We start from the raw sequence: 26278 nt of genomic DNA on the forward strand, positions 1-26278 counted from the left end.
CCTCTGCCGTAAGTGATGCCCTTCTGGCGGCACCCACGCGCTCAGCCATGCGTGGACGGGCCACCATGCCGGGTTTGCTAAGCTCCCGACTTTGTCGCTGCAGGACCCGCCGATGACCGACGCCACGCCCGCCAACCGCGCCAAGCTCCCGTTGCACTGGAAGATGGCCATCGGCTTCGGCATCGGTCTGGTCATCGGGCTCATCGTGCATGCCTCCGGTCAGGGCGATGCAGGCTGGGTGCAGGACGTCACCAAGTACGTCACCACACCTTTCAGCAAGATCTTCCTCAACCTGATTTTCATGCTGATCGTGCCGCTGCTGTTTTCGGCGCTGGTCTGCGGCATTGCCGAGATGGGCGACATCCGCGCGCTCGGCCGCATCGGCTGGAAGACGCTGGCCTACACCGTGCTGCTGTCGGCGGTGGCGGTGCTTCTGGGTCTGGTGCTGGTCAACCTGTTCAAGCCTGGCGTGGGCGTGGAGCCCGCGCTGGCGCAGCAGCTGATCGCGGAGAATGCCGAGCGCACGAAGGAAATCGTCGCCAGTGTCGGCAGCCAGCCGACCGGCATGGACATGCTGCTGTCCATCGTGCCGGACAACGTGATCGGTGCGGCGTCGAGCAATGCCGCCATCCTGTCGCTGATGTTCTTCGCAGTGATGTTCGGCGTCGGCCTGGTGCTGACGCCGTCGGAGAACACCGGCATCCTCAAGCGCGGGATCGAAGGCGTGTTCGAGATCTCGATGACGCTGATCGGCCTGGTGATCCGCCTGGCGCCGTACGCGGTGGCCTGCTTCATGTTCAACCTGGCCGCGATCTTCGGTTTCGACCTGCTCGTGCGTCTCGGCGCCTACGTGGGCGTGGTGGTGCTGGCGCTCGCGCTGCACCTGCTGGTCAGCTACTCGGTGGCGTTGAAGCTGGCCGGGTACTCGCCCCTGACGTTCTTCCGCGGCGCGCAGGAAGCGATGGTGATGGCGTTCTCCACCGCGTCCAGCAACGCGACCCTGCCCACCGCACTGCGCGTGGCCGACGAAAAGCTGGGCCTGCCGCGCACGGTGTCGCGCTTCGTGCTGACGGTGGGCGCCACCGCCAACCAGAACGGCACCGCGCTGTTCGAGGGCGTGACGGTGATCTTTCTGGCCCAGTTCTTCGGCGTGGACCTGTCGCTGGGCCAGCAGTTCATGGTGATGCTGGTCTGTATCCTGGGCGGCATCGGCACGGCCGGCGTACCATCCGGCTCGCTGCCGGTGGTGGCGCTGATCTGCGCCATGGTCGGTGTGAACCCCATCGGCATCGGCCTGATCCTGGGCGTGAACCACTTCCTCGACATGTGCCGCACCACCCTCAACGTCACCGGTGACCTGACCCTCGCGTCGCTGGTGGCCAAGGGTGAACGCGTCGACGTGAAGCTGCCGGGCCAGCCGGGCTAACACCCCGCGCAGGCCCTCGCAACCGCGACAGGGCGGGCGGGGGGTGGGACAATGGGCGGCCCGCAGCCCGCCGGGCGCCGCCCCCTCCGTACCGACCCCATGACGACGCCCACCCGCCGCCAGCTCGCCAACGCCATCCGTTTCCTCGCCGCCGACGCGGTGCAGGCCGCCAATTCCGGCCATCCCGGCATGCCCATGGGCATGGCCGACATCGCCGAAGTGCTGTGGAACGACTACTACCGTCACAGCCCGTCGAACCCGCACTGGTTCAACCGCGACCGTTTCATCCTCTCCAACGGCCATGGCTCGATGCTGCAGTACGCGCTGCTGCACCTGGCCGGCTACGACCTGCCACTGCAGGAGCTGAAGAACTTCCGCCAGCTGCACAGCAAGACCGCCGGCCACCCGGAGCGCCATGAGACGCCGGGCGTGGAAACGACCACCGGTCCGCTCGGCCAGGGTTTCGCCAACGCGGTCGGCTTCGCGCTGGCCGAGAAGTTGCTGGCACAGCGCTTCAACCGCGAAGGCCACGCCATCGTCGACCATCGCACCTTCGTGTTCATGGGCGACGGCTGCCTGATGGAAGGCGTGTCGCACGAAGCCGCCTCGCTCGCCGGCACCTGGGGCCTGGGCAAGCTGGTCTGCTTCTGGGACGACAACAAGATATCCATCGATGGCAACACCGACGGCTGGTTCACCGACGACACGCCGGCGCGCTTCGAAGCCTACGGCTGGCAGGTGGTGCGCAACGTCAACGGCCATGACCCGGTCGAGATCAAGACCGCCATCGACACCGCGTTGAAGGCCGCCGACAAGCCCACGTTGATCTGCTGCCGCACCACGATCGGCTTCGGTTCCCCGAACAAGGCCGGCAAGGAATCCAGCCACGGCGCGCCGCTGGGCAAGGACGAGCTGGAGGCCACGCGTGCTGCGCTGGAATGGCCGTACGGTCCGTTCGAGATTCCCGCCGACATCTACGCCGGTTGGAACAAGGTCGAGACCGGCAAGGCGCTGGAAGCCGACTGGAATGCGCTGTTCGACGCCTATGCCACGCAGTACCCGGAACAGGCCGCCGAGCTGAAGCGCCGCGCGTCCGGTGAACTGCCCGCCGACTTCGTCGCGCAGGCCGATGCGTACATCGCCAAGGTGCAGGCCGAAGGCCCGGTCATCGCCTCGCGCAAAGCCTCGCAGAACACCATCGAGGCCTTCGCGCCGCTGCTGCCGGAGCTGGTGGGCGGCTCGGCCGACCTGGCGCACTCCAATCTCACGCTGTGGAAGGCCAGCAAGTCGGTGTCCACCACCGACCCGAATGCCAACTACGTGTACTACGGCGTGCGCGAGTTCGGCATGACCGCGATTGCGAACGGCCTGGCGCTGCACGGCGGCTTCGTGCCGTTCGACGCCACCTTCCTGGTATTCAGCGACTACGCGCGCAACGGCGTACGCATGAGCGCGCTGATCCCGGCGCATGCGATCCACGTGTACACGCACGACTCCATCGGCCTGGGCGAAGACGGTCCCACGCACCAGCCGGTCGAGCATCTGGCATCGCTGCGCTACATCCCCAACAACGACGTATGGCGCCCCTGCGACGCGGTGGAATCGGCGGTGGCGTGGAAGCAGGCCATCGTCCGCCAGGACGGCCCGAGCTGCCTCGTGTTCTCGCGCCAGAACCTGCCGCACCAGCCGCGCAGCGATGCGCAGGTGAGCGACATCGCGCGCGGCGGCTACGTGCTGGCCGATGCCGACGGCACGCCGAACGTCATCCTGATCGCCACCGGTTCGGAAGTGGGCCTGGCCACGCAAGCCAAGGCGACGCTGGAGGCGCAGGGCATCAAGACGCGCGTGGTATCGATGCCGTCGACCGATGTGTTCGACCGCCAGGATGCGGCTTACCGCGAGACTGTGCTGCCGAAGGCCGTGCGCAAGCGCGTGGCGGTAGAAGCGGCCATCAGCGATTTCTGGCGCAAGTACGTGGGCCTGGACGGGGCGGTGATCGGCATGACCACGTTCGGTGCCTCCGCGCCGGCGGACGCGCTGTACAAGCACTTCGGCATCACCGTTGACGCGGTGGTCGAGGCTGCGAAGTCGCTCTGAGCGGGCCGTAACGCGGAAGCGAGAAAAGCCGGGCGACGCCCGGCTTTTTTCTTGTCAACGGTCAGCGCGTCTCGCGCAGTCCGTGTGCCAACAGCTTCGCTTCGATGCGTTCGCCGAATGTCGCCGGCTGCGACAACGCCATGCGCGCCATCGCAGCTTCGTCGTCCGGCCGCGCCGCCAGTGATTTCGCTACCGTCGCGATCTTCTTCCAAGGCGTGGCGGTATTCGCTTTCAGCCAGCTGAGCGCCTTGACGATCCGCTGTTCGACTTCGGTGAAATCACTGCCCAGCGGGTAGTCCGGCAGCGTGCCGTCATGGCGGAAGGCGCGCAGGCGCGCCGACAGGTGCACCGGCGTGTTGTCGATCCAGTGCGCAGGCGGGTGGAAGCCACCGCGCAACTTGCCCGCGCGCTGCGCCTGTTCCATCAGTCCCCGCTGGAAACGCGTGTCGGTGATGCCGCCCATGGCGATGATGCAGTCCTCGTCGTTCTTTCCGCGCAGGTCGGCGATGCCGTACTCGTTGACGTACAGGTCGCGCAGGTGGCGCGGGATGGTCGTGTGGCCGTAGTTCCAGCGCACGTTCGATCCGGCGCTGCCGGCATCCTCGCGTACCGCGCGGAACATCAGCACGCTGCGCGCGCCGTCCAGGGCGTTCGACATGTCGACGAAGTTGTATTGCCCGCCCACGCCGGACACCACCCGTCCGTCGTCGAGGCCGTCGGAGACGGCCGCGCCCAGTACCGTCGCCATCATGCAGGAATTGAAGAAGCGCGCATCGCGGCGCTGCAGGCGTGCGAGGGTTTCCTGCCCGTGCTGCAGTTCGTTGATCATACTTATCCGGCGCATGCCGATGGCGCGTCGCTGGTCGTCCGGCAGTTCGCGCAGCCAGTCGTAGAATGCGGGCGAGCCAAGGTAGAAGGCGCCGTGCAGGTATTCGCCATCGCGCTCCAGTCGCGCATGGTCGCCCAGGTTAGCGCTGCCGTCGGCGATGCGCTGCATCAGTGCCTCGTCGTCCGCGACCTTGCGCCGGATCACGCCGGTTTCCACCAGCCGCTTGAAGCCTTCGTTGACCATCTCGCTGCAGCCATACAGGCCGATGGCGAACGGGTCGAGCCCGCCGCTGGCGAGGACGGCGGGATGCCGCTCCAGTTCCGGATCCAGGGCCGCCAGCACACGCCGGTACGTGGCGTTGTCGGTATGGCGCAGCACCAGGGCATGGCTCAGTGCGTCGGCCAGCGCACCGATGCCGATCTGCAGCGTGCCGCCGTCGCGCACCAGCGTGCTGGCATACAGCCCGATGGCGTAATCCACATCCGACACCGGCTGGCGCGGCAGGCCGAACAGCATCGGATAGGGCCCCGGTGGCGTGACCACGATGTCGAAGTACGCTTCGTCCACCGCCGCCGTTCCGCCGATCCAGGGCAGCTGCGGATCGATTTCGGCCACCAGCAAGGGGCGGGGCAGGCCGCGGGCCATGACAGCGTCCACGGTGTCCTGGGTCAGGTCGTTGTTGCACGACATCGAAAGTCGCGTGCCACCGGGTTCGCGCGCGACCTTCTGCACGATCACGTTGAGCGCGCGGTCGGCCAGTGCCCGCGCGACGTGGGTGTAGTTGAGGCTGGCGTAATGGCGTTGCGCGGTGCTCGAACGCAGCAGGGCGCCGCCCTGCATGTAGAACTCTTCCACCTCGATGTTCGGCGGCAGCGCGTCGCGTTTCATCGCCTGCACGTAGTCCAGGCGCGGGAAGTCCCCGCCGAAGTGGCGCGCGGCGAACGGCGCCACGAAGCGGCCCTCCAGGCCCTTGCCGCCGGCGGGCGGGTCCAGCGACAGCGCGGTGTAGAGCGACCACGAGCGTGCCGGATCGCGTGCGATGCGCGCGTACAGGGCATTCAACAGGCGATGCGGCTTGCCGATGCCCAGCGGGGCGCCCATGCGCAACGGGCTCGGCGTCCGGGACAGGATCAGGTCGACGGCTTCGTCGAGCGTAGTGAGGTGCTGTGTCATGGTGCCAGCGTAACGAGCCGCGCGTTGATCGGCCATGGCCTCATTGCTCCAGCATGTCCGGACGGAACAGGCGCCGCCGCGATACCTCGCGGCCCGACACCGTGAAACGGCCGTCGCCGCGGTAGTGCAGGGTGCGGGGGATGCGCGGCGAGGCGGCGACGCGCGCATGCATCACGCGCCACACGAACAACGGGTAGTCGGCGGTGATGCGGGTCTCGTGCAATCGGCATTCGAACTGCGCGTGGCATTCGGCGATCCGCGGCGCATCCACCTCGCGCGAGGGCAGGGCGGTGAGGCCGAAGCGGTCGAACTTGTCCTGCTCGGCGCTGCTGCAGTTGCCGATGCGCACGACGGTGTCCAGCAGGTCTTCGGTCGGCAGGTTGATCACGCACTCGCGGCTGGCGCGTGCCAGCGCGTGGCTGCGGTTGGCGTCCCAGATGTAGGTGCCCACCAGGTCGTAGCCCAGCATCATGTGCCAGCCCAGCGTCATGATGGCGCGTTCGCTCTTGTGTGCCGTGCTGAGCAGCACGACGGGACCGGGTTCCAGGTAGCGTCGTACCTGGTCCACCGGCAACTCCTTCCAGCGCTTCTGCCTGGTCATGGTGCCGCTCCAGTATCGTGGCGGCAGGATACGCGCCGCTCAGTCGAGAACGTGTACAGAATCGGCGACGCGCCGCACTTCGTCCGGATGGTGGCTGACGTAGACGATGGGCAGGCGGATCTCGTCGCGCACGCGCTGCAGGTAGGGGATCAGTTCCTCGCGCCGGGCCTGGTCCAGTGCGGACAGCGGCTCGTCGAACAGCAGCAGCGACGGTTGCGAGAGCAGGGCACGGCCAATCGCCACCCGCTGCGCTTCGCCGCCCGACAGGTTGCGCGTACGGCGGGCGAGCAGGGGTGCGATGCCGAGCAGGTCCACGACGGTGTCGAAACCGAACTGCGGCGCGCCCTGTCCGCCGTGACGGCCGTATTGCAGGTTCCGGCGCACATCGAGATGGGGGAACAGGCGCGCATCCTGGAAAACGTAGCCCACGCGACGGCGATGCACGGGCACGTCGACGTGGCGCGCGCTGTCGAACAGGCAATGGCCATCCACGTCGATGCGGCCGGCCACCGGCGTCAGCAGTCCCGCGATGGCGTTGAGCACCGAGGTCTTGCCCGCGCCCGACGGGCCGACCAGCGCGATCACGCGAGCATCGTCGTCGATATGGATGCGACGTTGGAAATTGCCGCGACGCAGTTCGATGTCCAGCCTCAGCATCAGCTGTCCTCTCCCTGCCGTGTGTGGTGGCGCCGCACCAGCCATTCGGAGAACAGCAGCGCAGCCAGCGAGATCACCACGGCCACGGCCGCCAAGCGCCAGATGCCGGCTTCGCCGCCGGGTACCTGCATCAGGCCGTAGATCGCCGACGACAGCGTCTGTGTTTCGCCGGGAATGTTCGACACGAAGGTGATGGTGGCGCCGAACTCCCCCAGCGCCTTGGCGAAGGCCAGCACGCTGCCGGCGACCAGCCCGGGCCAGGCCAGCGGGAGGGTAATGGTGAAGAACACGCGCCACGGGCCGGCGCCGAGTGTGGAGGCTGCCTGCTCCAGCCGGCGGTCGGTGGCTTCCAGCGAGAGCCGGATCGAACGCACCATCAATGGAAATCCCATCACGGCGCACGCCAGTGCCGCGCCGGTCCACCGGAACGCGAACACGACGCCGAGCTGTTCCTGCAGAAAGCGGCCGAGAGTTCCCTGCGTGCCCAGCGTCACCAGCAACGCGTAACCCATCACCACCGGCGGCAACACCAGCGGCAGGTGCACGACGGCGTCCAGGAGTGCCTTGCCGGGAAAGCGCGTGCGCGCCAGCAGCCAGCCGACGAGGACGCCGAAGGGCAGGCTCGCGAGTGATGCCACCAGCGCCACCTTCAGGCTGAGCTGGATCGCGGTGAGTTCTTCCGGACTGAAGGCGTCGAACACGTCGGCGTCAGTCCTTCACCGTGAAGCCATGCCGCGCGAAGATGGTGTCGGCAGCGGGTGACGCCAGCCAGTGCACGAATGGCGTCGCCCGTGCCGTGCGCGGCCCCCGCAGCGCAGCCACGGGATACACGATGCGGGGATGCGAATCCGCCGGAAATGTCGCGAGCACGCGCACGGCCGGCTCGGCCTTCGCATCGGAGGCATACACGATGCCGAGCGGTGTCTCGCCGCGCGCCACCAGCATCAATGCCGCGCGCACGCTTTCCGATTCGGCCAGGCGCGCCTTGACGCCGTTCCACAGTGACAGCGACTCCAGTGATGCGCGGGCGTATTTGCCTGCCGGGACCGTCGCGGTCTGCCCCACGGCGAGGCGGCCCTGGCCCAGTGCGGCCAGCAGTGTCACCGGTCGTTTCAGGTCCACGCTTGCCTGGCGGGCTCTCGGTGCGACCAGCACCAGCTGGTTGCCCAGCAGGTCCCGTCGCGTCGCGACCTGCAGCTTGCCGCGCTGCTGCAGATAGTCCATCCATTCCAGATCGGCGGAGAGGAACACGTCTGCCGGCGCACCCTGTTCGATCTGGCGCGCGAGCGCGGAACTGGCAGCGTAGGACACGCGGACCGATACCCCCGTCTGCCTCTGGTAAGCCGCTGCGGCTTCGTCCAGCGATTCCTTCAGGCTGGCGGCGGCGAAGACAGTGAGCGGCGCGTCGTCGTCCGCCGGCGCGGCAGGGGCGGCGAAGGAGACCGCGAGCATGGCCAGTGCGGTGAACACTCGACGGAGCGGCGTGGGCAGGTTCATGCGAACGACTCCTGGTGGAACGGGCGATTCGATGATCTTTGGCGCGGAGCGGGAATGCGGGTACCGGCAGGTCAGTGGCGATCAAGCGCCTCGTTCAATACGGCCGCCAATGCCGCGCCCCCCGCCCTGAGCTGGCGCTCGGCCACCGGCAGGTGCCTGTCGACGTAGCGCTGCTCGAGCTTCGCGCGACGTGGATAGAAGTCCGGCTGGGTGGCCACGCGACACGATTGCTCGGCCCAGGCGGACGAGGGAGGGGGCAGCGTGATGGCGCCGACGGAGGGCTTCGGCAACGCGCGAAGATGGCGCAGGTAGTCGGCTTCGCTGCGACCCGTAGACACCAGCATGCGACTGTCCCAGAGGGTGTGCAGGTTGGTGCCGCGTCCGTTCCAGTTCACCTGCACATCGTTGCCGCCCTTGTCATGTGCATAGCCGGCATGCAGCGGCTGGTGCACGTCGCCCACGAAATGCACCACGAACTTCAGCGCCTGGACGCGTTCGGCGCGCGTGCGCCGGGTGTCGGCGAGGATCGCAGTCTGCGCCCTGATGGCGTCCACCACGCAGTTGCCGCCCGGGCAGTCGCGCGACTGCACGTAGACGCAGTCGTGTTCGCCGAGGTTGACGAAGTGCCAGCGTGCGGTTTTGCGGCCGAGGACAGGATCGTTCTCGCGCAGGTCGTCGGCCCAGCTGGCGACGCCGGCCAGCGTCGGGTCCGGTTCGCCCTGCAGAAGGGCTTCGACCTGGCGTCGCGTATCCGGCGCCAGTTCATCCCATGCCAGCAGCGCCACCAGCCGATGGCCTAGGGGCCCCCACGCATGCGCAGGCATGGGAAGCAGCGCGAGAGCAAAGGAGAGGGCGAGGGAGACGACAAGAAAGAGAGGACGGACCATGCCGGTACTTTAACCGACACGGGCCGTCCCCATTTGACCTCGTCAGGCGATGCGGCTATCTGCTCAGAACTTCACGACATACGCCACGCCGTAGACCAGCGGGTCGATGTTGGCGGTGCCGAGCTTGGCGCCATCGACCTTGACGTCGGTGTCGATGTCGATCCAGCGCGCATCCACGCGCACGGCGCCGCGCTCGCTGACCTTGATGTCGATGCCCGCATGCGCGGCCAGGCCCCAGGAGTCGTCCAGCTTCAGGTCGGTGCCTGCCAGCGCGCCCTTGGTGTCCTCGCTGAAGAACGTGGTGTAGTTCAGGCCGGCGCCGAGGAACGGCGAGACCTTGCCCTTGCTGTTGAAGTGGTACTGCAGCGAAACGGTCGGCGGCAGATGCTTGGTGCTGCCCACCGTGCCGACGCCGTCGACGGCGATGTCGTGCTTGAACGGCAGCGCGGCCAGCACTTCCAGGCCCAGGTTGTCGCGCAGGAAGTATTCGAAGGTGATGGTCGGCTTGACGTCACTGTCGATGTCCAGCGGCAGCGTGCCGCCGGCCAGCGAGCCATTGTCGGACTTGGGGTTTACCTGGTGCGCGCCCACGCCCAGCGTCCACTCGCCCTTGGACTGGGCAAAGGCGGGAGCAGCGGCGCCCAGTGCGAGGGCGATGGCAATCGGGATCAGGGTCTTCTTCATGATGGTGACGCTCGTTGGAATGTGGTGCCAGTCTCCGCCCGCGTATCCGGCACCGCCTTGATCCTGATCAATGCCCGTGAGGCGGCGTCACGGGGGCGGCCTGTTAGAATGGCGGCCCCCGTCAACCCCGCCGCGCCGCGCGCGTGGCCGCAGGAGTCCTGAGCAATGTCGATCAAGGTGGGTATCAACGGCTTCGGCCGCATCGGGCGCAACGTGCTGCGTTCCGCCGTGCAGAACTTCGGCAACGACATCGAGATCGTCGCCATCAACGATCTGCTGGAGCCGGACTACCTGGCGTACATGCTGCAGTACGACTCCGTGCATGGCCGCTTCGACGGCGACGTGAAGGTCGAGGGCAACACGCTGGTGATCAACGGCAAGCCGATCCGCCTGACCCAGGAACGCGACCCCGCCAACCTGAAATGGGACGAAGTGGGTGCCGAGGTCGTCATCGAATCCACCGGCCTCTTCCTCGACAAGGCCACCGCGCAGAAGCACCTGGATGCCGGCGCGAAGAAGGTGATCCTGTCGGCACCGTCGAAGGACGACACGCCGATGTTCGTCTACGGTGTGAACGACAAGACCTACAACGGCGAGGCGATCATCTCCAACGCCTCGTGCACGACCAACTGCCTGGCGCCGATCGCCAAGGTGCTGCACGACAAGTGGGGCATCAAGCGCGGCCTGATGACCACCGTGCACGCGGCGACCGCCACCCAGAAGACCGTCGACGGCCCGAGCAACAAGGACTGGCGCGGCGGCCGCGGCATCCTGGAGAACATCATTCCGTCGTCCACCGGCGCGGCGAAGGCCGTCGGCGTGGTGATCCCCTCGCTCAACAAGAAGCTGACCGGCATGTCGTTCCGCGTGCCGACCAGCGACGTGTCCGTGGTCGACCTGACCGCCGAACTCGAGAACCCGGCCACGTACGAAGAGATCAAGGCCGAGATGAAGGCGCAGAGTCAGGGCGCGTTGAAGGGCATCCTGGGCTACACCGAGGACAAGGTGGTCGCCACCGACTTCCGCGGCGATACCCGCACCTCGATCTTCGACGCCGAAGCCGGCATCGCGCTGGACCCGACCTTCGTCAAGATCGTCAGCTGGTACGACAACGAGTGGGGCTACTCCAACAAGTGCCTGGAAATGGTCCGCGTGGTCGCCGGCAAGTAAGCCGCGCCGCTTCTGCTGTACCGCACGGGCGTCCCACGGGGCGCCCGTGTCGTTTCCAGGTATCGCGAAGTGATACGGGGCGGCCGGGATCACGCCACCTGCGCATCGAATCTTGCAAATCCTGCCGCCTTGCCCGAGGCTGCCCCGAGGCTGAATGGACGGCCGGGGAACGGACCAGTCCGTTCCTGCACCGAATACGCAAAGGCGGGTTGGGCGATGGATGATCTGGCGGGAGTGTTGGTGTTGCTCGGCCTGGCGGTGCTGGCCGTGCCGGTGTTGCTGATCGTGGCGCTGGTCGCGATCAGCGGACTGAAGCGCCGGGTGGGCGAGCTGGAGCGGCAGGTGGGCCAGTTGCGCAGCCCGCAAGCGGCGCCTGCGGCATCCGCGACGCCGCGGGCGCAGGCCGATGCCCCTGCATCCAAGCCGGCCGATGCCGAGCGCACGCTGGCGGAACTCGTGCGATCGCCGCCGTCCCGCGTCGAGACACCGCCGCCTGAGCATGCGGCCATGCCGCCGCCTATCCCCCCGCCGCGTGTTGCGCCGACGCCCGCGCAGCTGGAGCCCGCGCCCGCGCTGCCGCCGCGTCCGCCGCGCCCCGAAACACCGTCGCGACCCGTTACGCCCGATGTCTTCACCGTTGCAGTCCGCGCGGTGCAACGCTGGTTCACGGTCGGCAACGTGCCGGTCAAGATCGGCGTACTGGTGCTGTTCGCCGGCGTCGCGGCGCTGTTGAAGTACGGTGCCGACCAGGGCTGGTTCTCGCTGCCACCGGAACTGCGCTTGGCCGGTATCGCGGCGGCGGCGCTGGGTGCACTTGTGTTCGCGTGGCGCAAGCGCGAAAGCAACCGCACTTTCGCGCTGAGCCTGCAAGGGGGTGCCATCGGCATATTGCTGCTGGTGGTGTTCGCCGCGTTCAAGGTCTTCACCGTGATGCCGGCCGGTGCGGCCTTCGCGCTGAGCATCGCGCTGGTCGCTGGTGCGGGCATGCTCGCGGTCCTGCAGGACGCGAAGTCGCTCGCCGTCTTCGCGCTGCTGGCGGGCTTCCTCGCGCCGATCTGGCTTTCGACCGGCAGTGGCAACCACGTCGCGCTGTTCTCGTATTACGCGGTGCTCAATGCCGCCATCGTCGGCATCGCCTGGTACAAGTCGTGGCGCGTGCTGAACCTGCTCGGGTTCGTCTTCACCTTCGGCATTGGCACCGCATGGGGACTGTTCGACTACGCGCCGGAGAAGTATGCGACCACGCAGCCGTTCCTGGTGCTGTTCTTCGCCTTCTACCTGCTGATCCCGCTGTTGTTCGCGCGTCGCCAGCCGGCCAGCCGCCGCGACTTCATCGATGGCTGCCTCGTGTTCGGCATGCCGCTGGTGGCGTTCTCGCTGCAGGCGGGCCTGATGCAGGGCGGAACGTTCGAAGACAGCCGCCTGCCGCTGGCCTTCTGCGCGCTGGGACTCGGCGTCCTTTATGCCGCGCTGTCGTGGACCTTGCGCCGCCGTACGAACTACGACGCGCTCGCGCAATCGTACGCGCTGCTCGCGGTCGGCTTCGCCACGCTGTCAGTGCCGCTGGCGCTGTCGGCGCAGGCCACGGCCTGCGTGTTCGCGCTGGAAGGTGCGGCGCTGGCCTGGCTGGGCCTGCGGCAGTCGCGGCTTCTGCCGCAGCTGACGGGCGCAGGCCTGCAACTCGCGGCAGCAGCTGCATTCTTCATCTCGCGCGCCGATGCAGCGTCGTGGCATGGAACGACGGCGGTCGTGCCGATGTTCGCCAATGCGGCGTTCATGAGTGCATTGCTGATCGCCGTCGCTGGCTTCGCCAGTGCCTGGGCTTATCGAATGAGCGGTCGTGGCGTGGCGCTGGTGTACTACCTGTGGGCGCTCGCCTGGTGGCTCGGCAACGGCATGGTCGAGATCGATGCCTACCTTGGCCGACGCGATGAACCCGACGCGATGCTGGCCTTTGCCGCGCTGACCGGCTGGCTGGCGGCGGAGGTCCATCGCCGGCGTCCGGCTACTGCGCTGGCGTGGACCACGCTGGTCGCCCTGGCCTCGGCCGTCCCCCTGGCGCTGTGGCAAACCGATGCGCACCAGCAGCCGTTCGCCGGTCATGGCGCATGGGCGTGGCTCGCCTATGCGGTACTGGGCGTCCGCAGCCTGATGTGCCTGCGCGACAGCGAGCATCGACTCGCCGGTGCGGCCCAGTTCGTGTGGTGGCTGGTGTGGCCGCTGGTCGCCAGCCTGCTGCTGGCGTGGCTGCCGGGCCATGTCGAAGGCATGGGCGACGGCTGGCAAGCGGGTCTCATCGCGTTGCCGTGGCTTGTCGTCGTGGCGTTGGCGCTGTTCCACTGGCGTTGGCTGGCGGCACCGCTCGGCGAGCGCTTCGATGGCTGGCGCACGCCCCTTCTGGGCGTCCTGTTTACCGCGCTGGGTCTGTGGTGGCTCGTTTCGTTGTTCCTGGCAGGTCATGCCAGGCCGCTGCCCTGGCTCCCCGTGCTGAACCCGCTGGAATTGGCGCAGCTCGCCACGCTGGTCCTGCTGCTTCGCTGGTGGATGCCGGATACGCGCGTGCTGCCACCGGCGCGCATCGTGCTGCTTTCGTCGCTGGCCTTCGTGTGGATCACCTCCGTCGTGCTGCACGCCGTGCATCATTGGGGTGGCGTGCCGTGGAACGACAGTCTGCTGTCCGGCAGCCTGGCGCAGACCAGCCTGACCATCACCTGGAGCGTACTGGGCGTGCTCGGCTGGGTGATCGGGTCGCGCCGTGGCCAGCGCATGCTGTGGCTGGGGGGCGCGGTGCTGATGGGCGTGGTGCTGGCCAAGCTGGTGTTCGTCGATCGCCAGCACCTGGGCAACCTGCTCGGCATCGGCTCGTTCATCGGCTACGGCCTGCTGTGCACCGTGGTGGGCTATCTGGCGCCGGCACCACCGCGTCGCATCGAAAACGAGGAGGCACCCGCATGAAGAAGTGGCTGATGGTCCTGTGCCTGCTGCCCGCGCTTGCCGGCGCGCAGGCGCCCGCACCGTATGCGAAGCGCTGGCCGCTGGTGTTGTCGGCCGAACAGGCGGGCGCGTACCGCGTGGTGCTCGATCGCGAGATCTACACCACCACGGCGTGGCCCGACCTGCGCGACATCGACGTGCTGGATGCGCACGGCAAGCCGGTGGCCGCCGCGCTGTTCGGCCCGGAGCAGCCGACGGCCCTGCCGGCGCGGCGCATCGTGGTGCCGTGGTTCCCGCTGCCCACCCAGCAGCCCGATGCAGCGGGTCCGTCGCGCGTGTCGGCGCAGTTCGGTGAGAACGGTCGCATCGTCCGCATCGAGGCGGATGGGGGCAGCGCGGGTGCATCGGGCCCTGCGCGTGCCTTCCTGGTCGACCTGAGCCGCATCCGTGACAACGCCGAAGCGCTGGAATTCACTTGGGACACCGGCACGCCGCGAGAATCGCGCTACCGGGTCGACGGCAGTCTCGACCTGGAGCACTGGGAGGTGGTGCAGGATCGCGTGACGTTGGTGGAATTGCAGCGCGGATCGCAGCGCCTGTTGCGCGACGAGGCGCCGATCCGCGGAGGGCTTCGTTACATCCGCTTCGTGCCTCTCGATGCCTCGCCGGCATTGCCGATCCGAGAAGTGCGCGTGCGCCTGGATGCCGTGCACCAGCGGCAGGAAGTGCAGTGGTCGGAACTGCAGGGACGTCGCATTTCTGCACAGGGCGTGGACAGCTATACCTACGAAAGCGATGGACGCTATCCCGTGGCATTGGCCGACCTGGCGATGGACGACTACGCCGTCGGTGAGTGGACACTCGAGAGTCGCGACAGCACGGACGCACCGTGGCGGCTCCGTGCCGGGCCGTGGGTGGCGTATCGCGTGGCCGGCGAACAGGCCAGCGCCTCACCGGCGCAACCGTTGTCGAGCGGACCGGCGCGCGACCGCTACTGGCGGTTGAGCAACCGGGGGGCCTTGCCGGACCAGGCGCCGACGCTGCGACTCGGATACCGGCCGGAGGTGGTGGTGTTTCTTGCGCAGGGCACGCCGCCTTACGCCTTGGTCGCGGGCAGCGCGAGCGCGCGCCGCGCGGCCGTACCGATGCCGGCGCTGGTCGATGCGCTGCGCCGCGACCGTGGCGAGGAATGGCAGCCCGCGCCCGCCTACCTGTCCGCGTCCGCGGTATTGGCCGGCGACGCGGCGCTGGTCGCGCCGCCCACGCCGCGCGACTGGAAGACCTGGCTGCTTTGGGGGTTGCTGATCGCCGGCGCCGCGCTGGTGGCGGCCTTCGCCTTCAGCCTGTTGCGTAGCCGGCCTCCGGCATAGGCCACTGTCGTTTGCGGCATGTGGGGGCAGGCGGGACAATAGGCGTCTTTCCCGCTGCCCAGGACCTCCCATGCCCATCGTCCGCATGACCGACCTCGACCTCGCCGGCAAGCGCGTACTGATCCGCCAGGATCTGAACGTGCCGATCGACGGTGGCCGCATCACCTCCGAGCAGCGCATCACCGCGTCCCTGCCGACGCTGAAGCTGGCGCTGCAGAAGGGCGCGGCGGTCATGGTGACCTCGCACCTCGGCCGTCCGAAGGAAGGCGTCTGGAGCGAGGCCGATTCGCTGGCGCCTGTCGCCGCCCGCCTGTCGGAACTGCTCGGCGTCGACGTGCCGCTGGTGAAGGATTGGGTCGACGGTGTCGACGTGGCGCCCGGCCAGATCGTCCTGCTCGAGAACTGCCGCATGAACGTGGGCGAGGGCAAGGATGACGAAGCGCTGTCGAAGCAGTACGCGTCGCTGTGCGACGTGTTCGTCATGGACGCCTTCGGCACCGCACACCGCGCGCAGGCGTCCACGCATGGCGTGATCCGCTTCGCGCCGGTCGCCGCAGGCGGTCCGCTGCTGATGGCCGAGCTGGATGCGCTTGACAAGGCGCTGGCCAACCCGGCGCGTCCGCTGCTGGCCATCGTCGCCGGCAGCAAGGTCTCCACCAAACTGGAACTGCTGACCAGCCTGGTCGGCAAGGTCGACCAGCTGATCGTCGGTGGCGGTATCGCCAACACGTTCATCGCAGCGGAAGGCCATGCCGTGGGCAAGTCGCTGTACGAAGCGGACCTCATCAACACGGCGAAGAAGATCGACGCCGATGCGAAGGCACGCGGTGCCGAGATCCCGCTGCCGACCGACGTCGTGGTCGCCACCGCGTTCGCCGCCGACGCACCGGCGATGGTGAAGGCCGTCGATGCGGTCGCTGCCGACGAGTTGATCCTCGACATCGGTCCGCAGACCGCGCAGCGCTATGCCGAACTGATCAGGTCGGCCGGCACGGTGGTGTGGAACGGACCAGTGGGTGTGTTCGAGTTCGACGCCTTCGGCAAGGGCACCGAAACGCTGGCGCATGCCATCGCGCAGTCGAAGGCGTTCTCCATCGCGGGTGGCGGCGACACGCTGGCGGCGGTGGACAAGTACGGCATCGCCGACGAGGTCAGCTATATCTCCACCGGCGGCGGCGCGTTCCTGGAATTCCTGGAAGGCAAGACGCTGCCGGCCGTGGCGGCGCTGGAAGCCCGCGGCCAGTGAGCCGCGCCACGCTGTTCTTCGATCTCGACGGCACGCTGATCGATTCGGCCGTCGGGATCACGCGCTGCATCACGCATGCCCTGGCGCAGCTGGACCATCCGGTACCGACGGACGCCGAACTGCGCGGCTGGATCGGCCCGTCGCTGCGGACCAGTTTCATGCCGCTGCTGGGTGACTCGGCGAAGGTCGAAGCGGCGGTCGAGCTGTACCTCGAGCGTTTCGAGTCGCACGGGTGGCTGGAGCACCAGGTGTACGCCGGCATCGGCGAGGCCATCGAAGTGCTCCACGCGGCCGGGCACCGGCTTGCCGTCGTCACCGCCAAGAACGAACCGCATGCGCGGAAGATCCTCGCCCACCTGCCGTTCGGTCATCGCTTCGAGGACATCATCGGCGCCACCGCGGATGGCCGGTTGAGCCACAAGAAGGACCTGATTGGCGAAGCGCTCCAGCGCCTGTCGTTGGCGCCGGAGGCATGCGTCATGATCGGCGACCGGCACATGGACATCGACGGCGCGCGCCACCATGGCATGCGCAGCGTGGGCGTACTGTGGGGGTTCGGCGACGAGCAGGAGCTGCGCGATGCAGGCGCGCACCATCTCGCGGGCACGCCCGACCAGTTGCGGCCACTGTTCGCCTGAGGTCAAGCGCGCGATCAAACGCGCGTTTCATCGCCTTTTTTTGCGCACTCGGGTGTGCGTGCGCAGCATGCTGCCTGTGCGCAGAGACCAAAAAAATACCAGTCGCACGAATGCGTGGAGCATCAGGAAAGTGCTTTGAAACAGCGCTTTCCCCGCGACACGCCCTGTGCGCGGAGGGCTGTCCCGGGACAGCGGCATGACGCGGGGAATGTCAGTCGTTCCGAAGAAGTTTCGCTGTGGTAGCGTTTGCGCGATCACAGGGAATCCGCACCATGACCGAACGCCAGCGCCGCACCAAGATCCTCGCCACCCTCGGACCGGCGACGGACCCGCCCGGCGTGCTCGAAGAATTGTTCCGTGCCGGCGTCAACGTGGTGCGCCTGAACTTCTCCCACGGTGATCCGTCGGGTCAGGCCAAGCGCGCCGCGGCGGTGCGTCTGGCGGCGCAGCGCGTGGGCGCGGAGGTCGGCATCCTCGCCGACCTGCCAGGGCCGAAGATCCGCGTCGAGCGGTTTGCCGAAGGCAAGGTGGTGCTGAAGACCGGCGACCGCTTCGACCTGGTGGCCCGTGTCGACGCGCCCCCGGGCGATGCCTCGCAGGTGGGCGTCAGCTATCTCGGTCTGCCGGGCGACGTGGAAGCCGGTGATGTCCTCCTGCTGGACGACGGCCTGATGCAGTTGCAGGTGGTGAAGGTCGACGGCGAGCGCATCGTCTGCACCGTGCTCAACGACGGCGTGTTGTCCGACCGCAAGGGTCTGAACAAGCAGGGTGGCGGCCTCTCGCTGGGCGCGTTGACCGAGCGCGACCGCGAGCTGATCGCTTACGTGGCCGAGAACATCGGCGTGGACTTCATCGCCGTGTCGTTCTGCCGCAATGCCGACGACATGAACGAAGCGCGCCGCATCGCGCGCGAACACGGCTGCGACGCAGCGCTGGTCTCCAAGATCGAACGCACCGAGGCCATCGAGAACCTGGCCGAGATCGTCGATGCCAGCGACGTGGTGATGGTGGCGCGCGGCGACCTGGGCGTGGAGATCGGCGATGCCGAACTGCCTGGCCTGCAGAAGAAGATCATCCGGGAGTCGCTGGCGCGCAACAAGGTGGTGATCACCGCCACCCAGATGCTGCAGTCTATGGTGGACAGCCCGATCCCGACACGTGCCGAAGTGCTGGACGTGGCGAACGCCGTCATCGATGGCACCGACGCGGTGATGCTGTCGGCAGAAACCGCCGCGGGCAGCTATCCCGTGCGCGCGGTCGAGGCGATGGCACGCATCTGCTTGGGCGCCGAGAAGCAGTTCGAGATGGATACTGATTTCGAGAAGGCGCCGCGCAATCTCGAGCGCGCCGACCAGGCCATCGCGATGGCGACGATGTTCCTGTCAGAGCACATCGGCGTGCGCGCGATCGTGGCGATGACCGAATCCGGCGGCACGGCGCGCTTCCTGTCGCGCTTCCGTTCCAATGCGCCGATCTACGCGTTCTCGCGCCACGACGGCGCGCGCCGCAAGATGGCGATGATCCGCGATGTGTTCCCCATCGCCTTCGACAGCCGTGGACTTGCGCCGCGCGAAGCCGCGCGCGATGCGATGCGCGTGCTGCATGACCGCGAATTGCTGGCCGAGGGCGATCGCGTGATCTTCACCAGCGGCGACCACATGGAAAAGCACGGCGCCACCAATACCTTGCGCCTGCTGCAGATGGGCGAGCGCGGCAAGGCCGAGGGGCTGGGCGAGCTGTAAACACCGGGAGGTTGACGCGTGACAAGGACGAACGCCTACACGCTGCTGTGCATCGCGATCCGCGCCGTCATCGTGTGGGTCGCGGCGAACTCCCTGGTCGGCGTTCCTTCGCTCCTGTTCGCGATCCGGCGCGGCGAGATGCCACTGGGCAGCGCAGGCACGTCGCTGGCGATCATGGCGACCGTGCTCGGCCTCCTGGCGCTGGCGTGGCTCTTCGCCGACAAACTGGCGCGACTTGCCTTGTCGAGCCCGAAGGAGCAGGTGTTCGAGAGCGACCTGGAGCCGCGCGTATGGCTGGGCCTCGCAATTTCCGTCATCGGCGCCTGGTTCCTGTTCGTCGCCTTGAAGGACGCGGCCTACCTGCTGGTGCGCTGGGTGATCTTGTCGCGCGCGCTGCCAGGCTCCCTGACGTTGGACAACGGACTGGACCAATTGCTGCCGGATGCCGTTGCCACGGTGTTCGAAGCCGTGCTCGCGATGGTGTTCCTGCTGCGCGGCCGCGGCATCTCCAACATGATCCATCGCTGGCGCTATGGTGATCTCAAAGCAGAGCCGTCGGATCCCGCGTGAGCCGGTGACGCATGGAACCGGTTCCATGCATTGACGCGTGCTGCTCACGCAGGCGCGCCTCAGCGCGTTCTTTGCCGCGTTCGCCCGCTCGGGTGGTGACGCGGGCTACAATTGGTATCTTTCCCGCCGCTTCCCCAGGAACCCCATGAGTATCGAACAGCTTGCCGAAACCGCCCAGGCCATGGTGGCCGCGGGCAAGGGCATCATCGCGATCGACGAGTCCACCACCACCATCGCCAAGCGGTTCCAGGGCGTGGGCATCGAGAACACGGAAGAAAATCGTCGCGCCTACCGCGAGCTGCTGCTCACCACGCCGAAGCTGTCGGACTACATTTCCGGTGCCATCCTGTTCGACGAAACCCTGCGCCAGTCCACCAAGGACGGCGTGCCGTTCGCCAAGTACATGAGCGACAACGGCATCATCCCCGGCATCAAGGTCGACAAGGGCACGCACGCCCTGGCCGGTTGCCCGGGTGAAGTGGTCACCGAAGGTCTGGACGGCCTGCGCGACCGCCTGAAGGAGTATTACAAGCTTGGCGCGCGCTTCGCCAAGTGGCGTGCGGTCATCACCATCGGCGAAGACATCCCCTCGGGCACCTGCATCGAGGCGAATGCCCACGCACTGGCCCGTTATGCCGCGCTGTGCCAGGAGTGCGGCCTGGTGCCGATGGTGGAGCCGGAAGTGCTGATGGACGGCGACCACAACATCGAGGTCTGCTACGAAGTGACCGAAGCCGTGCTGCGCTCGCTGTTTGGTGCGCTGTACGAGCAGAACGTGTTGCTGGAAGGCACCATCCTGAAGGCCTCGATGGTCATCGCCGGCAAGGATTGCGAGGAGCAGGCCGATGTCGACGAAGTGGCCGAGTCCACCGTGATGTGCCTGAAGAGCACGGTGCCGGCGATCCTGCCGGGCGTGGTGTTCCTGTCCGGCGGCCAGACCGACGAACAGTCCACCGCCCACCTCAATGCGATGAACCAGCTGGGCAGCCTGCCGTGGCCGCTGAGCTTTTCCTACGGCCGTGCAATGCAATCCGCCGCGCTGAAGCTGTGGTCGCAGGATCTGGTGGGCAACTTCGCCAAGGCCCAGGCCGTGGTGTACGAGCGCGCCAAGGAAAATGGCCTGGCTGCGCAGGGCAAGTGGGAAGGCTGATCGCCTGCGCCACCTCGAAGTAATTTCGACGCCGGCCTCGTGCCGGCGTCGTCGTTTCCGGGGGTCGGAATCCAGGCGCCCGGTGGCGTCCGTTCCATCAAACCGTCATTCCCGCGCAGGCGGGAACCCAGTGCCTTCAGCGTCGGCGACGAAAAGTCGCAGGGTCTCCCCTTTATCCCGCGGCGAAAGCGCGGCTGAACAGATGTTCTTCGCCTTGAATATAATTGCCTAAGCATCTATATCATAGGCACCCATGAAGACCTCAGCCGGCAAGAGCACCATCGGTTACCTGATCGCGGACCTCAGCCGGCTGTTCGGCCGGGTCTTCGACCGTCGCGCCGCCCACTTGGGCCTGACCCGCGTGCAGTGGCGCGCGCTCAAGCGCATCCACCAGAGCGAAGGCATCACCCAGTCCGAGCTGGCGGATCTGCTCGACATGGAGCCGATCGCCGTCGGCCGCGTGATCGATCGCCTGCAGAAGGCCGGCTTCGTCGAGCGCCGCAGCGACCCGGACGACCGGCGCGTCTGGCGCCTGCACCTGCTGCCGCAGTCCGACGCGGTGATGCACGACATCGAAGCCGTCGCCACGTCGGTCCGCGAGGACTGCCTGGCCGGCGTCGATCCGGACGAACTGGTGACGGCGATGAAGGTGCTCGGCCAAGTTCGCGAAAACCTCTCCCTGCTCGACCGCGCCAGTCGCGCCGAGTCCTCCCTCCGCAAGAACTGACCCCCACCATGACCAGCAAGATCAACGAAGCCGGCGAAAGCGCGGCCAAACCCTCCGCTCCCAAGCGCCGCCGCGTGCCGGTGTGGCTGTGGGTCGCCGGCCCGCTGGCGGTCGCCGGCTTCTTCGGCTGGGAGTACGTGGCCTCGCAGCGTGAAGTCAGCACCGACAACGCCTACATCAAGGCCGAACGCATCCTGATCGCGCCGCAGGTCGGCGGCCGCGTGGTCGAAGTCGCCGTGCAGCAGAACCAGCCGGTGAAGAAGGGCGACCTGCTGTTCCGTATCGACGCCGATCCGCTGACGATCGCGGTGGCGCAGAACGAAGCGCTGGTCGCGCGCATGGCCAACACGGCCAGCGCCAGTCGCGCCAAGGTGGTCGGTACCGGCACCTCGATCCAGGCCGCGCGCGAAACGCTGGCGTGGGCGCAGCGCGATTTCCAGCGCATGCAGCAGCTCGCCGGCCAGCAGCTCGTCTCGCGCAAGATGCTGGACGACGCGCGCCACGCGGTCGCCGAAGCGCGCACCGACCTGGGCGACGCCATCGCCACGCAATCCGAGGCCACCGCCTCGCTGAGCGGCAGCCCGGGCACGCCGACGCAGGACCTGCCGGAATACCGCGCCGCGATGGCGATGCTCGCGAAGGCGAAGCTGGACCTGGCGCATGCCGAGGTCCGCGCGCCGGTCGACGGCATCGTCGGCCTGCACGACCTGCAGGTGGGCGAGTACATCAACGTCGGCCAGTCTGCGATGCCGCTGGTCGCCACCTCGCCGATCTGGGTGGAGGCCAACTTCAAGGAAACCGAGCTGACGAAGATGCAGGTCGGCCAGGCCGCGACGATCGAAGTCGACTCCTACCCCGGCGTGAAGTGGAAGGCGCACGTGGCCTCCATTGCGCCGGCCTCCGGTGCCGAGTTCAGCGTGCTGCCGCCGCAGAACGCGACAGGCAACTGGGTGAAGATCGTGCAGCGCATCCCGGTGCGCCTCGAGATCGACAGCGCTGCCGCCGATGCGCCGCAGCTGCGCGCCGGCATGAGCGCGGACGTGCATGTCGAACTGCGCGATGGCGGCACCGCTTCCAGTCGCGCGACCGCCGCGCGCTGAGGTTTGTTTTCCATGTCATCCCGGGCGTGCGCGGAGGCGGGCGAGGGCACTGTGGTGGGGCCTGGCCCCGCTTACGCCGCGCCCCGGGTGACCTCTGGATCGGCGTGCATCACGCGCATCGATCCCTTCCGGAATTCCCCATGAGCACAACTGCCGTTCCCGCTGCGCCTGCGCAGGAAGACACCGGCAAGCGCACGCTGCTGGTCGGTTCGGTGATGCTGGCCACGCTGATGCAGGCGCTGGACACCACCATCGCCAACGTCGCGCTGCCCGACATGCAGGGCTCGCTGTCGGCCACCCAGGACCAGGTGTCGTGGGTGCTGACCAGCTATATCGTCGCCGCCGCCATCCTGACGCCGGTGACCGGTTGGCTGGCGGGCCGATTGGGGCGCCGCCGCCTGCTGATCATCGCGGTCAGCGGCTTCACCGTCGCCTCGTTGCTGTGCGGCATCGCCAGCGGCATCGGCGAAATGGTGCTGTTCCGCATCCTGCAGGGCGTATTCGGCGCCTCACTGGTGCCGATCTCGCAGTCGCTGCTGCTCGATGCCTTCCCGAAGGAAAAGCACGGCGCCGCGATGGCGATGTGGGGCATGGGCATCATGGTCGGGCCCATCCTCGGTCCGCCCCTCGGTGGCTTCCTGACCCAGAACTACAGCTGGCACTGGGTGTTCCTGATCAACCTGCCGATCGGCATCCTCGCGCTGGTCGGCATCATGGCCAGCGTGAAGAAGGACGTGGTGCAGGAACGCAAGCTCGATGGCGTCGGGCTGGGCCTGCTGGCGCTGGGCATTGGCGCGCTGCAGCTGTTCCTGGACCGCGGGCAGAGCGAGGACTGGTTCGGCAGCGTCGAGATACAGATCGAGGCTGCGCTCGCGTTCCTCGCGCTCTACATGTACGGCCTGTGGTGGTGGCGCAAGCGCGAGCACGCGCTGCTCGACCTGGGCCTGCTGAAGAACGCGAACTTCGCCGTCGGCTGCGCGCTGATCTTCGTCGTCGGCATCGTACTGTTCGCCACACTGGCGCTGCTGCCGCCGTACCTCAGCACACTGATGAACTACCCGGTGCTGACCATCGGCCTGGTGCTGGCACCACGCGGCGTGGGCACGATGTTCAGCATGATGGTCGTCGGGCGCCTGCTGGGCCGCATCGACGCGCGCTGGCCGATCCTGGTTGGCATGGCCCTGATGGTGTTCTCCCTGCATGGCATGACCCAATTCGGGCCGAATGCCTCCATGCACTCCATCGTCTGGCTGGGCGTGGTGCAGGGCATGGGCCTGGGCCTGGTGTTCGTACCGATCTCCACGGTCGCCTACGCCACGCTGGAGCCGCACCAGCGCACCGAAGCCGCGGGCCTTTTCAGCCTGGTGCGCAACATCGGCTCGTCGGTCGGCATCTCGGTGGTGATGACGATGCTGTCGCGCGCGCTTCAGGTGAACCATGCCGAGATCGGTGCACGCATCCCGGCCTTCGGTGCGGAAACCACGCTGCTACCGGCGGCGATGGATCCGTCTACTGCGACGGGACTGGCCCTGCTCAACGCGGAAGTGAACCGGCAGGCCGCCGCTATCGGTTACCTCAACGACTTCAAGCTGATGATGCTGCTCACGCTGGTGTCGATGCCGCTGGTGCTGCTGATGCGTGGCGGCAAGACGCCTTCCGGCGGCAATGCCGGTGCGGATGCGGCTGCGGCGCACTGACATGCGCATCGAAGGTCTGCATCACGTCGCGATCATCGCGTCGGACTATGCGCGGTCGAAGCGCTTCTACACCGAGGTGCTGGGGCTGAACGTGATCGCCGAGCATTACCGCGCCGAACGCGATTCATGGAAGCTCGATCTCGCATTACCCGATGGCACGCAGGTAGAGCTGTTCTCGTTCCCGTCGCCGCCAGCGCGCGTGTCGCGCCCGGAAGCGTGCGGCCTGCGGCACCTGGCGCTGCGTGTCGTCGATCTCGATGCCGCCGTCGCCCACCTGCACGCGCATGGCGTGGCGACCGAACCGGTACGCGTGGACGAATACACCGGCCGCCGCTTCACCTTCTTCGCCGATCCCGATGACTTGCCGCTGGAGCTGTACGAGCAGTGACGTGGTCGTTGTGGGAGCGACGTAAGTCGCGATCGCACGCCATCCGCAGCAGTGATTCGTGCTTGGCTCTCACACCGACAGGCATGGGGTTTCAGCAAGATCCCCGGCACCCGGAATTCACGATCGCGACTTACGTCGCTCCCACACCGACTTACGGATCGCCTGTCCGCCCGCGCACCTGCTAAGGTCGCGCGACACATGATCTATCGCAGCGGGGTATACCCATGAAACGCCGGGCGACGTTTTTCCTAGCCGTATCCACAGCACTGGTGGCCAGCCCGGCACTGGCCGGCGATCTCGACTGGCTCGCCGGTCACTGGTGCGGCCAGCGCGGCAAGACCTTCAGCGAGGAAACCTGGATGGCGCCGCGCGGCGGCCTTCTCGTCGGCATGCACCGCGACTCGCGCGACGGCAATGCGACGGGCTTCGAGTTCATGCGCATCGCGCAACAGGACGGGCAATGGGTGTTCCTGGCGCAGCCGGGCGGAGGCGCAGTCACCGCGTTCCCGGCGGCCAGCGTGGAGAAGGACCGTGTCGTGTTCGCCAATCCCGCGCACGACTTTCCGCGTCGTGTGATCTACCAGCGGCGGGACGTCGACACGCTGCATGCCCGCGTGGACGATGGCCGCGACGACGGCAAGGCGATGGAATGGACGTGGCGGCGCGACTGCGACGCGCCGCCGGCCGATTGAACCTTACGGCAGCGCGGCCTCGCCCAGCGAGGCCAGCCAGTCGTCGTCCGACCCTTCGTTGACGCCTTCGAACAGCGGCGTGGAGAAATAACGCTCGCCGGTGTCGGGCAGCATCGCCAGCAGCACGTCGCCGGGCTTGGCCTTCTGCGCGACCTGCAGTGCGGCCGCCACGGTGGCGCCGCCGGAAATGCCCACGAATATGCCTTCCTCGGCCGCCAGGCGGCGCGCGGTGGCGATGGATTCCACGTCGGTCACCGGCAGGATTTCGTCGGCGACCTCGCGGTTCAGCACGTCCGGCACGAAGTCCGGGGTCCAGCCTTGGATTTTGTGCGGCTGCCACTCCTTGCCCTGCAACAGCGAGGCGCCAGCCGGTTCGGAGGCGGTAATGCGCACTTCCGGACGCGCGACCTTCAACACTTCGCCCACGCCCGTGAGCGTGCCGCCCGTGCCCCAGCCGGTGACAAAATGGTCGAGGCGCTGGCCGGCGAAATCGCGCAGGATTTCCGCCGCCGTCGTCTGCCGGTGATAGGCGGGATTGGCGGGATTGGCGAACTGGCGGGCAAGGAACCAGCCGTGCTGCTTCGCCAGTTCCTCTGCGCGGCGGACCATGCCGCTGCCGCGCTCGGCGGCGGGCGTCAGGATGACCTTGGCACCGTAGGCGCGCATCAGCTTGCGGCGCTCGATCGAGAAGGTTTCGACCATCGTGGCAACGAATTTGTAGCCGCGCGCGGCGGCGACCATGGCCAGTGCGACGCCGGTGTTGCCGGAGGTCGCTTCCACAATGGTATCGCCGGGTTTCAGCAGGCCCTTGGCTTCGGCGTCGAGGATGATCGCCAAGGCCAGGCGGTCCTTCACCGAGCCACCGGGGTTGAACGATTCGACCTTGGCGTACAGCGTGACGTGCTCGGGCGCGATGCGGTGCAGCTTGACGACCGGGGTGCGGCCGATGGTGTCCAGGATGCTGTCGTAAACGGCCATGGGGTCTCCGTGGGTAAGCGGTGGA

Annotated in this window: 23 protein-coding genes; 15 read left to right on the plus strand and 8 right to left on the minus strand. The window is 67.5% G+C overall.

The genetic code is table 11. The annotated features are described in order from the left end of the window. Window positions 1-112: 112 nt before the first annotated feature. Both FB548_RS15150 and tkt read left to right on the plus strand, forming a co-directional pair. Window positions 113-1426, plus strand: coding sequence for a dicarboxylate/amino acid:cation symporter (locus FB548_RS15150; protein ID WP_185742132.1), 1314 nt, complete (start codon window positions 113-115; stop codon window positions 1424-1426). Between the two features lie 99 nt (window positions 1427-1525). Then, entirely contained in the window at window positions 1526-3523 is a 1998-nt protein-coding gene (gene tkt / locus FB548_RS15155) for a transketolase (RefSeq protein WP_142125636.1), read from the plus strand. A gap of 61 nt (window positions 3524-3584) precedes the next feature. On the opposite strand, the gene FB548_RS15160 is transcribed toward tkt, so the two are convergent. The 7 genes from FB548_RS15160 to FB548_RS15190 all read right to left on the minus strand — a co-directional run bounded on the left by FB548_RS15160 (window position 3585) and on the right by FB548_RS15190 (window position 9851). Next, window positions 3585-5525, minus strand: coding sequence for an acetyl-CoA hydrolase/transferase C-terminal domain-containing protein (locus FB548_RS15160; RefSeq protein WP_142125637.1), 1941 nt, complete (start codon window positions 5523-5525; stop codon window positions 3585-3587). Window positions 5526-5565: 40 nt separating this feature from the next. Next, window positions 5566-6126 carry a flavin reductase family protein gene (locus tag FB548_RS15165; protein ID WP_142125638.1) on the minus strand — a complete coding sequence of 187 codons (561 nt, stop codon included), beginning with the start codon at window positions 6124-6126 and terminating at the stop codon, window positions 5566-5568. Between the two features lie 39 nt (window positions 6127-6165). Further along, complete coding sequence (gene modC, locus FB548_RS15170) at window positions 6166-6783, minus strand: molybdenum ABC transporter ATP-binding protein (RefSeq protein ID WP_142125639.1); 618 nt, start codon at window positions 6781-6783, stop codon at window positions 6166-6168. Next, window positions 6783-7484 carry a molybdate ABC transporter permease subunit gene (gene modB, locus FB548_RS15175; protein ID WP_142125640.1) on the minus strand — a complete coding sequence of 234 codons (702 nt, stop codon included), beginning with the start codon at window positions 7482-7484 and terminating at the stop codon, window positions 6783-6785. Before modB ends, modC begins: the two co-directional genes overlap by 1 nt. Before the next feature lie 7 nt (window positions 7485-7491). Further along, a complete protein-coding gene (gene modA / locus FB548_RS15180; protein WP_255470599.1) occupies window positions 7492-8235 on the minus strand; it encodes a molybdate ABC transporter substrate-binding protein in 744 nt (247 codons plus the stop codon). 116 nt (window positions 8236-8351) lie between these two features. Continuing rightward, complete coding sequence (locus FB548_RS15185; protein WP_142125642.1) at window positions 8352-9167, minus strand: S1/P1 nuclease; 816 nt, start codon at window positions 9165-9167, stop codon at window positions 8352-8354. 63 nt (window positions 9168-9230) lie between these two features. Next, complete coding sequence (locus FB548_RS15190) at window positions 9231-9851, minus strand: OmpW family outer membrane protein (RefSeq protein WP_142125643.1); 621 nt, start codon at window positions 9849-9851, stop codon at window positions 9231-9233. Between the two features lie 165 nt (window positions 9852-10016). On the opposite strand from FB548_RS15190, the gene gap reads away from it, so the two are divergent. The 13 genes from gap to FB548_RS15255 all read left to right on the plus strand — a co-directional run bounded on the left by gap (window position 10017) and on the right by FB548_RS15255 (window position 25275). Further along, window positions 10017-11021, plus strand: a complete 1005-nt coding sequence (gene gap, locus FB548_RS15195; protein WP_142125644.1) for a type I glyceraldehyde-3-phosphate dehydrogenase — start codon at window positions 10017-10019, stop codon at window positions 11019-11021. Window positions 11022-11246: 225 nt separating this feature from the next. Next, window positions 11247-13976, plus strand: coding sequence for a DUF2339 domain-containing protein (locus FB548_RS15200; RefSeq protein ID WP_142125908.1), 2730 nt, complete (start codon window positions 11247-11249; stop codon window positions 13974-13976). Next, window positions 13973-15325 (plus strand): DUF3999 family protein, encoded by a 1353-nt coding sequence (locus tag FB548_RS15205; protein ID WP_142125645.1) that lies wholly within the window; start codon window positions 13973-13975, stop codon window positions 15323-15325. The genes FB548_RS15200 and FB548_RS15205 overlap by 4 nt, the downstream gene beginning before the upstream one ends. Before the next feature lie 70 nt (window positions 15326-15395). Then, window positions 15396-16571 carry a phosphoglycerate kinase gene (locus tag FB548_RS15210; RefSeq protein WP_142125646.1) on the plus strand — a complete coding sequence of 392 codons (1176 nt, stop codon included), beginning with the start codon at window positions 15396-15398 and terminating at the stop codon, window positions 16569-16571. Then, window positions 16568-17209 carry an HAD hydrolase-like protein gene (locus FB548_RS15215; protein ID WP_142125647.1) on the plus strand — a complete coding sequence of 214 codons (642 nt, stop codon included), beginning with the start codon at window positions 16568-16570 and terminating at the stop codon, window positions 17207-17209. Before FB548_RS15210 ends, FB548_RS15215 begins: the two co-directional genes overlap by 4 nt. Before the next feature lie 272 nt (window positions 17210-17481). Beyond that, window positions 17482-18951, plus strand: a complete 1470-nt coding sequence (pyk, locus tag FB548_RS15220) for a pyruvate kinase (RefSeq protein WP_142125648.1) — start codon at window positions 17482-17484, stop codon at window positions 18949-18951. An 18-nt stretch (window positions 18952-18969) separates the two neighbouring features. Then, on the plus strand, window positions 18970-19521 hold the full coding sequence (locus FB548_RS15225; protein WP_142125649.1) for a hypothetical protein: 552 nt from the start codon (window positions 18970-18972) through the stop codon (window positions 19519-19521). Window positions 19522-19666: 145 nt separating this feature from the next. Beyond that, window positions 19667-20671 carry a class I fructose-bisphosphate aldolase gene (locus FB548_RS15230; RefSeq protein ID WP_142125650.1) on the plus strand — a complete coding sequence of 335 codons (1005 nt, stop codon included), beginning with the start codon at window positions 19667-19669 and terminating at the stop codon, window positions 20669-20671. A gap of 253 nt (window positions 20672-20924) precedes the next feature. Then, window positions 20925-21398, plus strand: a complete 474-nt coding sequence (locus tag FB548_RS15235; RefSeq protein ID WP_142125651.1) for a MarR family transcriptional regulator — start codon at window positions 20925-20927, stop codon at window positions 21396-21398. A gap of 8 nt (window positions 21399-21406) precedes the next feature. Then, on the plus strand, window positions 21407-22498 hold the full coding sequence (locus tag FB548_RS15240) for an HlyD family secretion protein (protein WP_142125652.1): 1092 nt from the start codon (window positions 21407-21409) through the stop codon (window positions 22496-22498). Between the two features lie 140 nt (window positions 22499-22638). After that, entirely contained in the window at window positions 22639-24195 is a 1557-nt protein-coding gene (locus FB548_RS15245; RefSeq protein WP_185742133.1) for an MDR family MFS transporter, read from the plus strand. 1 nt (window position 24196) lies between these two features. After that, window positions 24197-24583 (plus strand): VOC family protein, encoded by a 387-nt coding sequence (locus tag FB548_RS15250; RefSeq protein ID WP_142125653.1) that lies wholly within the window; start codon window positions 24197-24199, stop codon window positions 24581-24583. 224 nt (window positions 24584-24807) lie between these two features. Further along, on the plus strand, window positions 24808-25275 hold the full coding sequence (locus tag FB548_RS15255) for a DUF6265 family protein (RefSeq protein WP_142125654.1): 468 nt from the start codon (window positions 24808-24810) through the stop codon (window positions 25273-25275). A gap of 3 nt (window positions 25276-25278) precedes the next feature. Here the strand turns inward: FB548_RS15255 and cysK are convergent, their stop codons facing one another. Further along, a complete protein-coding gene (cysK, locus tag FB548_RS15260) occupies window positions 25279-26253 on the minus strand; it encodes a cysteine synthase A (RefSeq protein WP_142125655.1) in 975 nt (324 codons plus the stop codon). Window positions 26254-26278: the final 25 nt, after the last annotated feature.

The organism is Pseudoxanthomonas sp. 3HH-4, from assembly GCF_006716465.1.
GTDB lineage: Bacteria > Pseudomonadota > Gammaproteobacteria > Xanthomonadales > Xanthomonadaceae > Pseudoxanthomonas_A.

What these genes read in the sequence shown, in the direction of transcription:
- FB548_RS15255 (WP_142125654.1), top strand. Translation starts at nt 24,808, where the DNA reads ATGAAACGCCGGGCGACGTTTTTCCTAGCCGTATCCACAGCACTGGTG.
- FB548_RS15235 (WP_142125651.1), top strand. Translation starts at nt 20,925, where the DNA reads ATGAAGACCTCAGCCGGCAAGAGCACCATCGGTTACCTGATCGCGGAC.
- modC (WP_142125639.1), bottom strand. Translation starts at nt 6,783, where the DNA reads ATGCTGAGGCTGGACATCGAACTGCGTCGCGGCAATTTCCAACGTCGC.
- FB548_RS15150 (WP_185742132.1), top strand. Translation starts at nt 113, where the DNA reads ATGACCGACGCCACGCCCGCCAACCGCGCCAAGCTCCCGTTGCACTGG.
- modA (WP_255470599.1), bottom strand. Translation starts at nt 8,235, where the DNA reads ATGCTCGCGGTCTCCTTCGCCGCCCCTGCCGCGCCGGCGGACGACGAC.
- FB548_RS15250 (WP_142125653.1), top strand. Translation starts at nt 24,197, where the DNA reads ATGCGCATCGAAGGTCTGCATCACGTCGCGATCATCGCGTCGGACTAT.
- cysK (WP_142125655.1), bottom strand. Translation starts at nt 26,253, where the DNA reads ATGGCCGTTTACGACAGCATCCTGGACACCATCGGCCGCACCCCGGTC.
- FB548_RS15160 (WP_142125637.1), bottom strand. Translation starts at nt 5,525, where the DNA reads ATGACACAGCACCTCACTACGCTCGACGAAGCCGTCGACCTGATCCTG.
- FB548_RS15245 (WP_185742133.1), top strand. Translation starts at nt 22,639, where the DNA reads ATGAGCACAACTGCCGTTCCCGCTGCGCCTGCGCAGGAAGACACCGGC.
- tkt (WP_142125636.1), top strand. Translation starts at nt 1,526, where the DNA reads ATGACGACGCCCACCCGCCGCCAGCTCGCCAACGCCATCCGTTTCCTC.
- gap (WP_142125644.1), top strand. Translation starts at nt 10,017, where the DNA reads ATGTCGATCAAGGTGGGTATCAACGGCTTCGGCCGCATCGGGCGCAAC.
- FB548_RS15240 (WP_142125652.1), top strand. Translation starts at nt 21,407, where the DNA reads ATGACCAGCAAGATCAACGAAGCCGGCGAAAGCGCGGCCAAACCCTCC.
- pyk (WP_142125648.1), top strand. Translation starts at nt 17,482, where the DNA reads ATGACCGAACGCCAGCGCCGCACCAAGATCCTCGCCACCCTCGGACCG.
- FB548_RS15210 (WP_142125646.1), top strand. Translation starts at nt 15,396, where the DNA reads ATGCCCATCGTCCGCATGACCGACCTCGACCTCGCCGGCAAGCGCGTA.
- FB548_RS15205 (WP_142125645.1), top strand. Translation starts at nt 13,973, where the DNA reads ATGAAGAAGTGGCTGATGGTCCTGTGCCTGCTGCCCGCGCTTGCCGGC.
- FB548_RS15230 (WP_142125650.1), top strand. Translation starts at nt 19,667, where the DNA reads ATGAGTATCGAACAGCTTGCCGAAACCGCCCAGGCCATGGTGGCCGCG.
- FB548_RS15165 (WP_142125638.1), bottom strand. Translation starts at nt 6,126, where the DNA reads ATGACCAGGCAGAAGCGCTGGAAGGAGTTGCCGGTGGACCAGGTACGA.
- FB548_RS15185 (WP_142125642.1), bottom strand. Translation starts at nt 9,167, where the DNA reads ATGGTCCGTCCTCTCTTTCTTGTCGTCTCCCTCGCCCTCTCCTTTGCT.
- FB548_RS15190 (WP_142125643.1), bottom strand. Translation starts at nt 9,851, where the DNA reads ATGAAGAAGACCCTGATCCCGATTGCCATCGCCCTCGCACTGGGCGCC.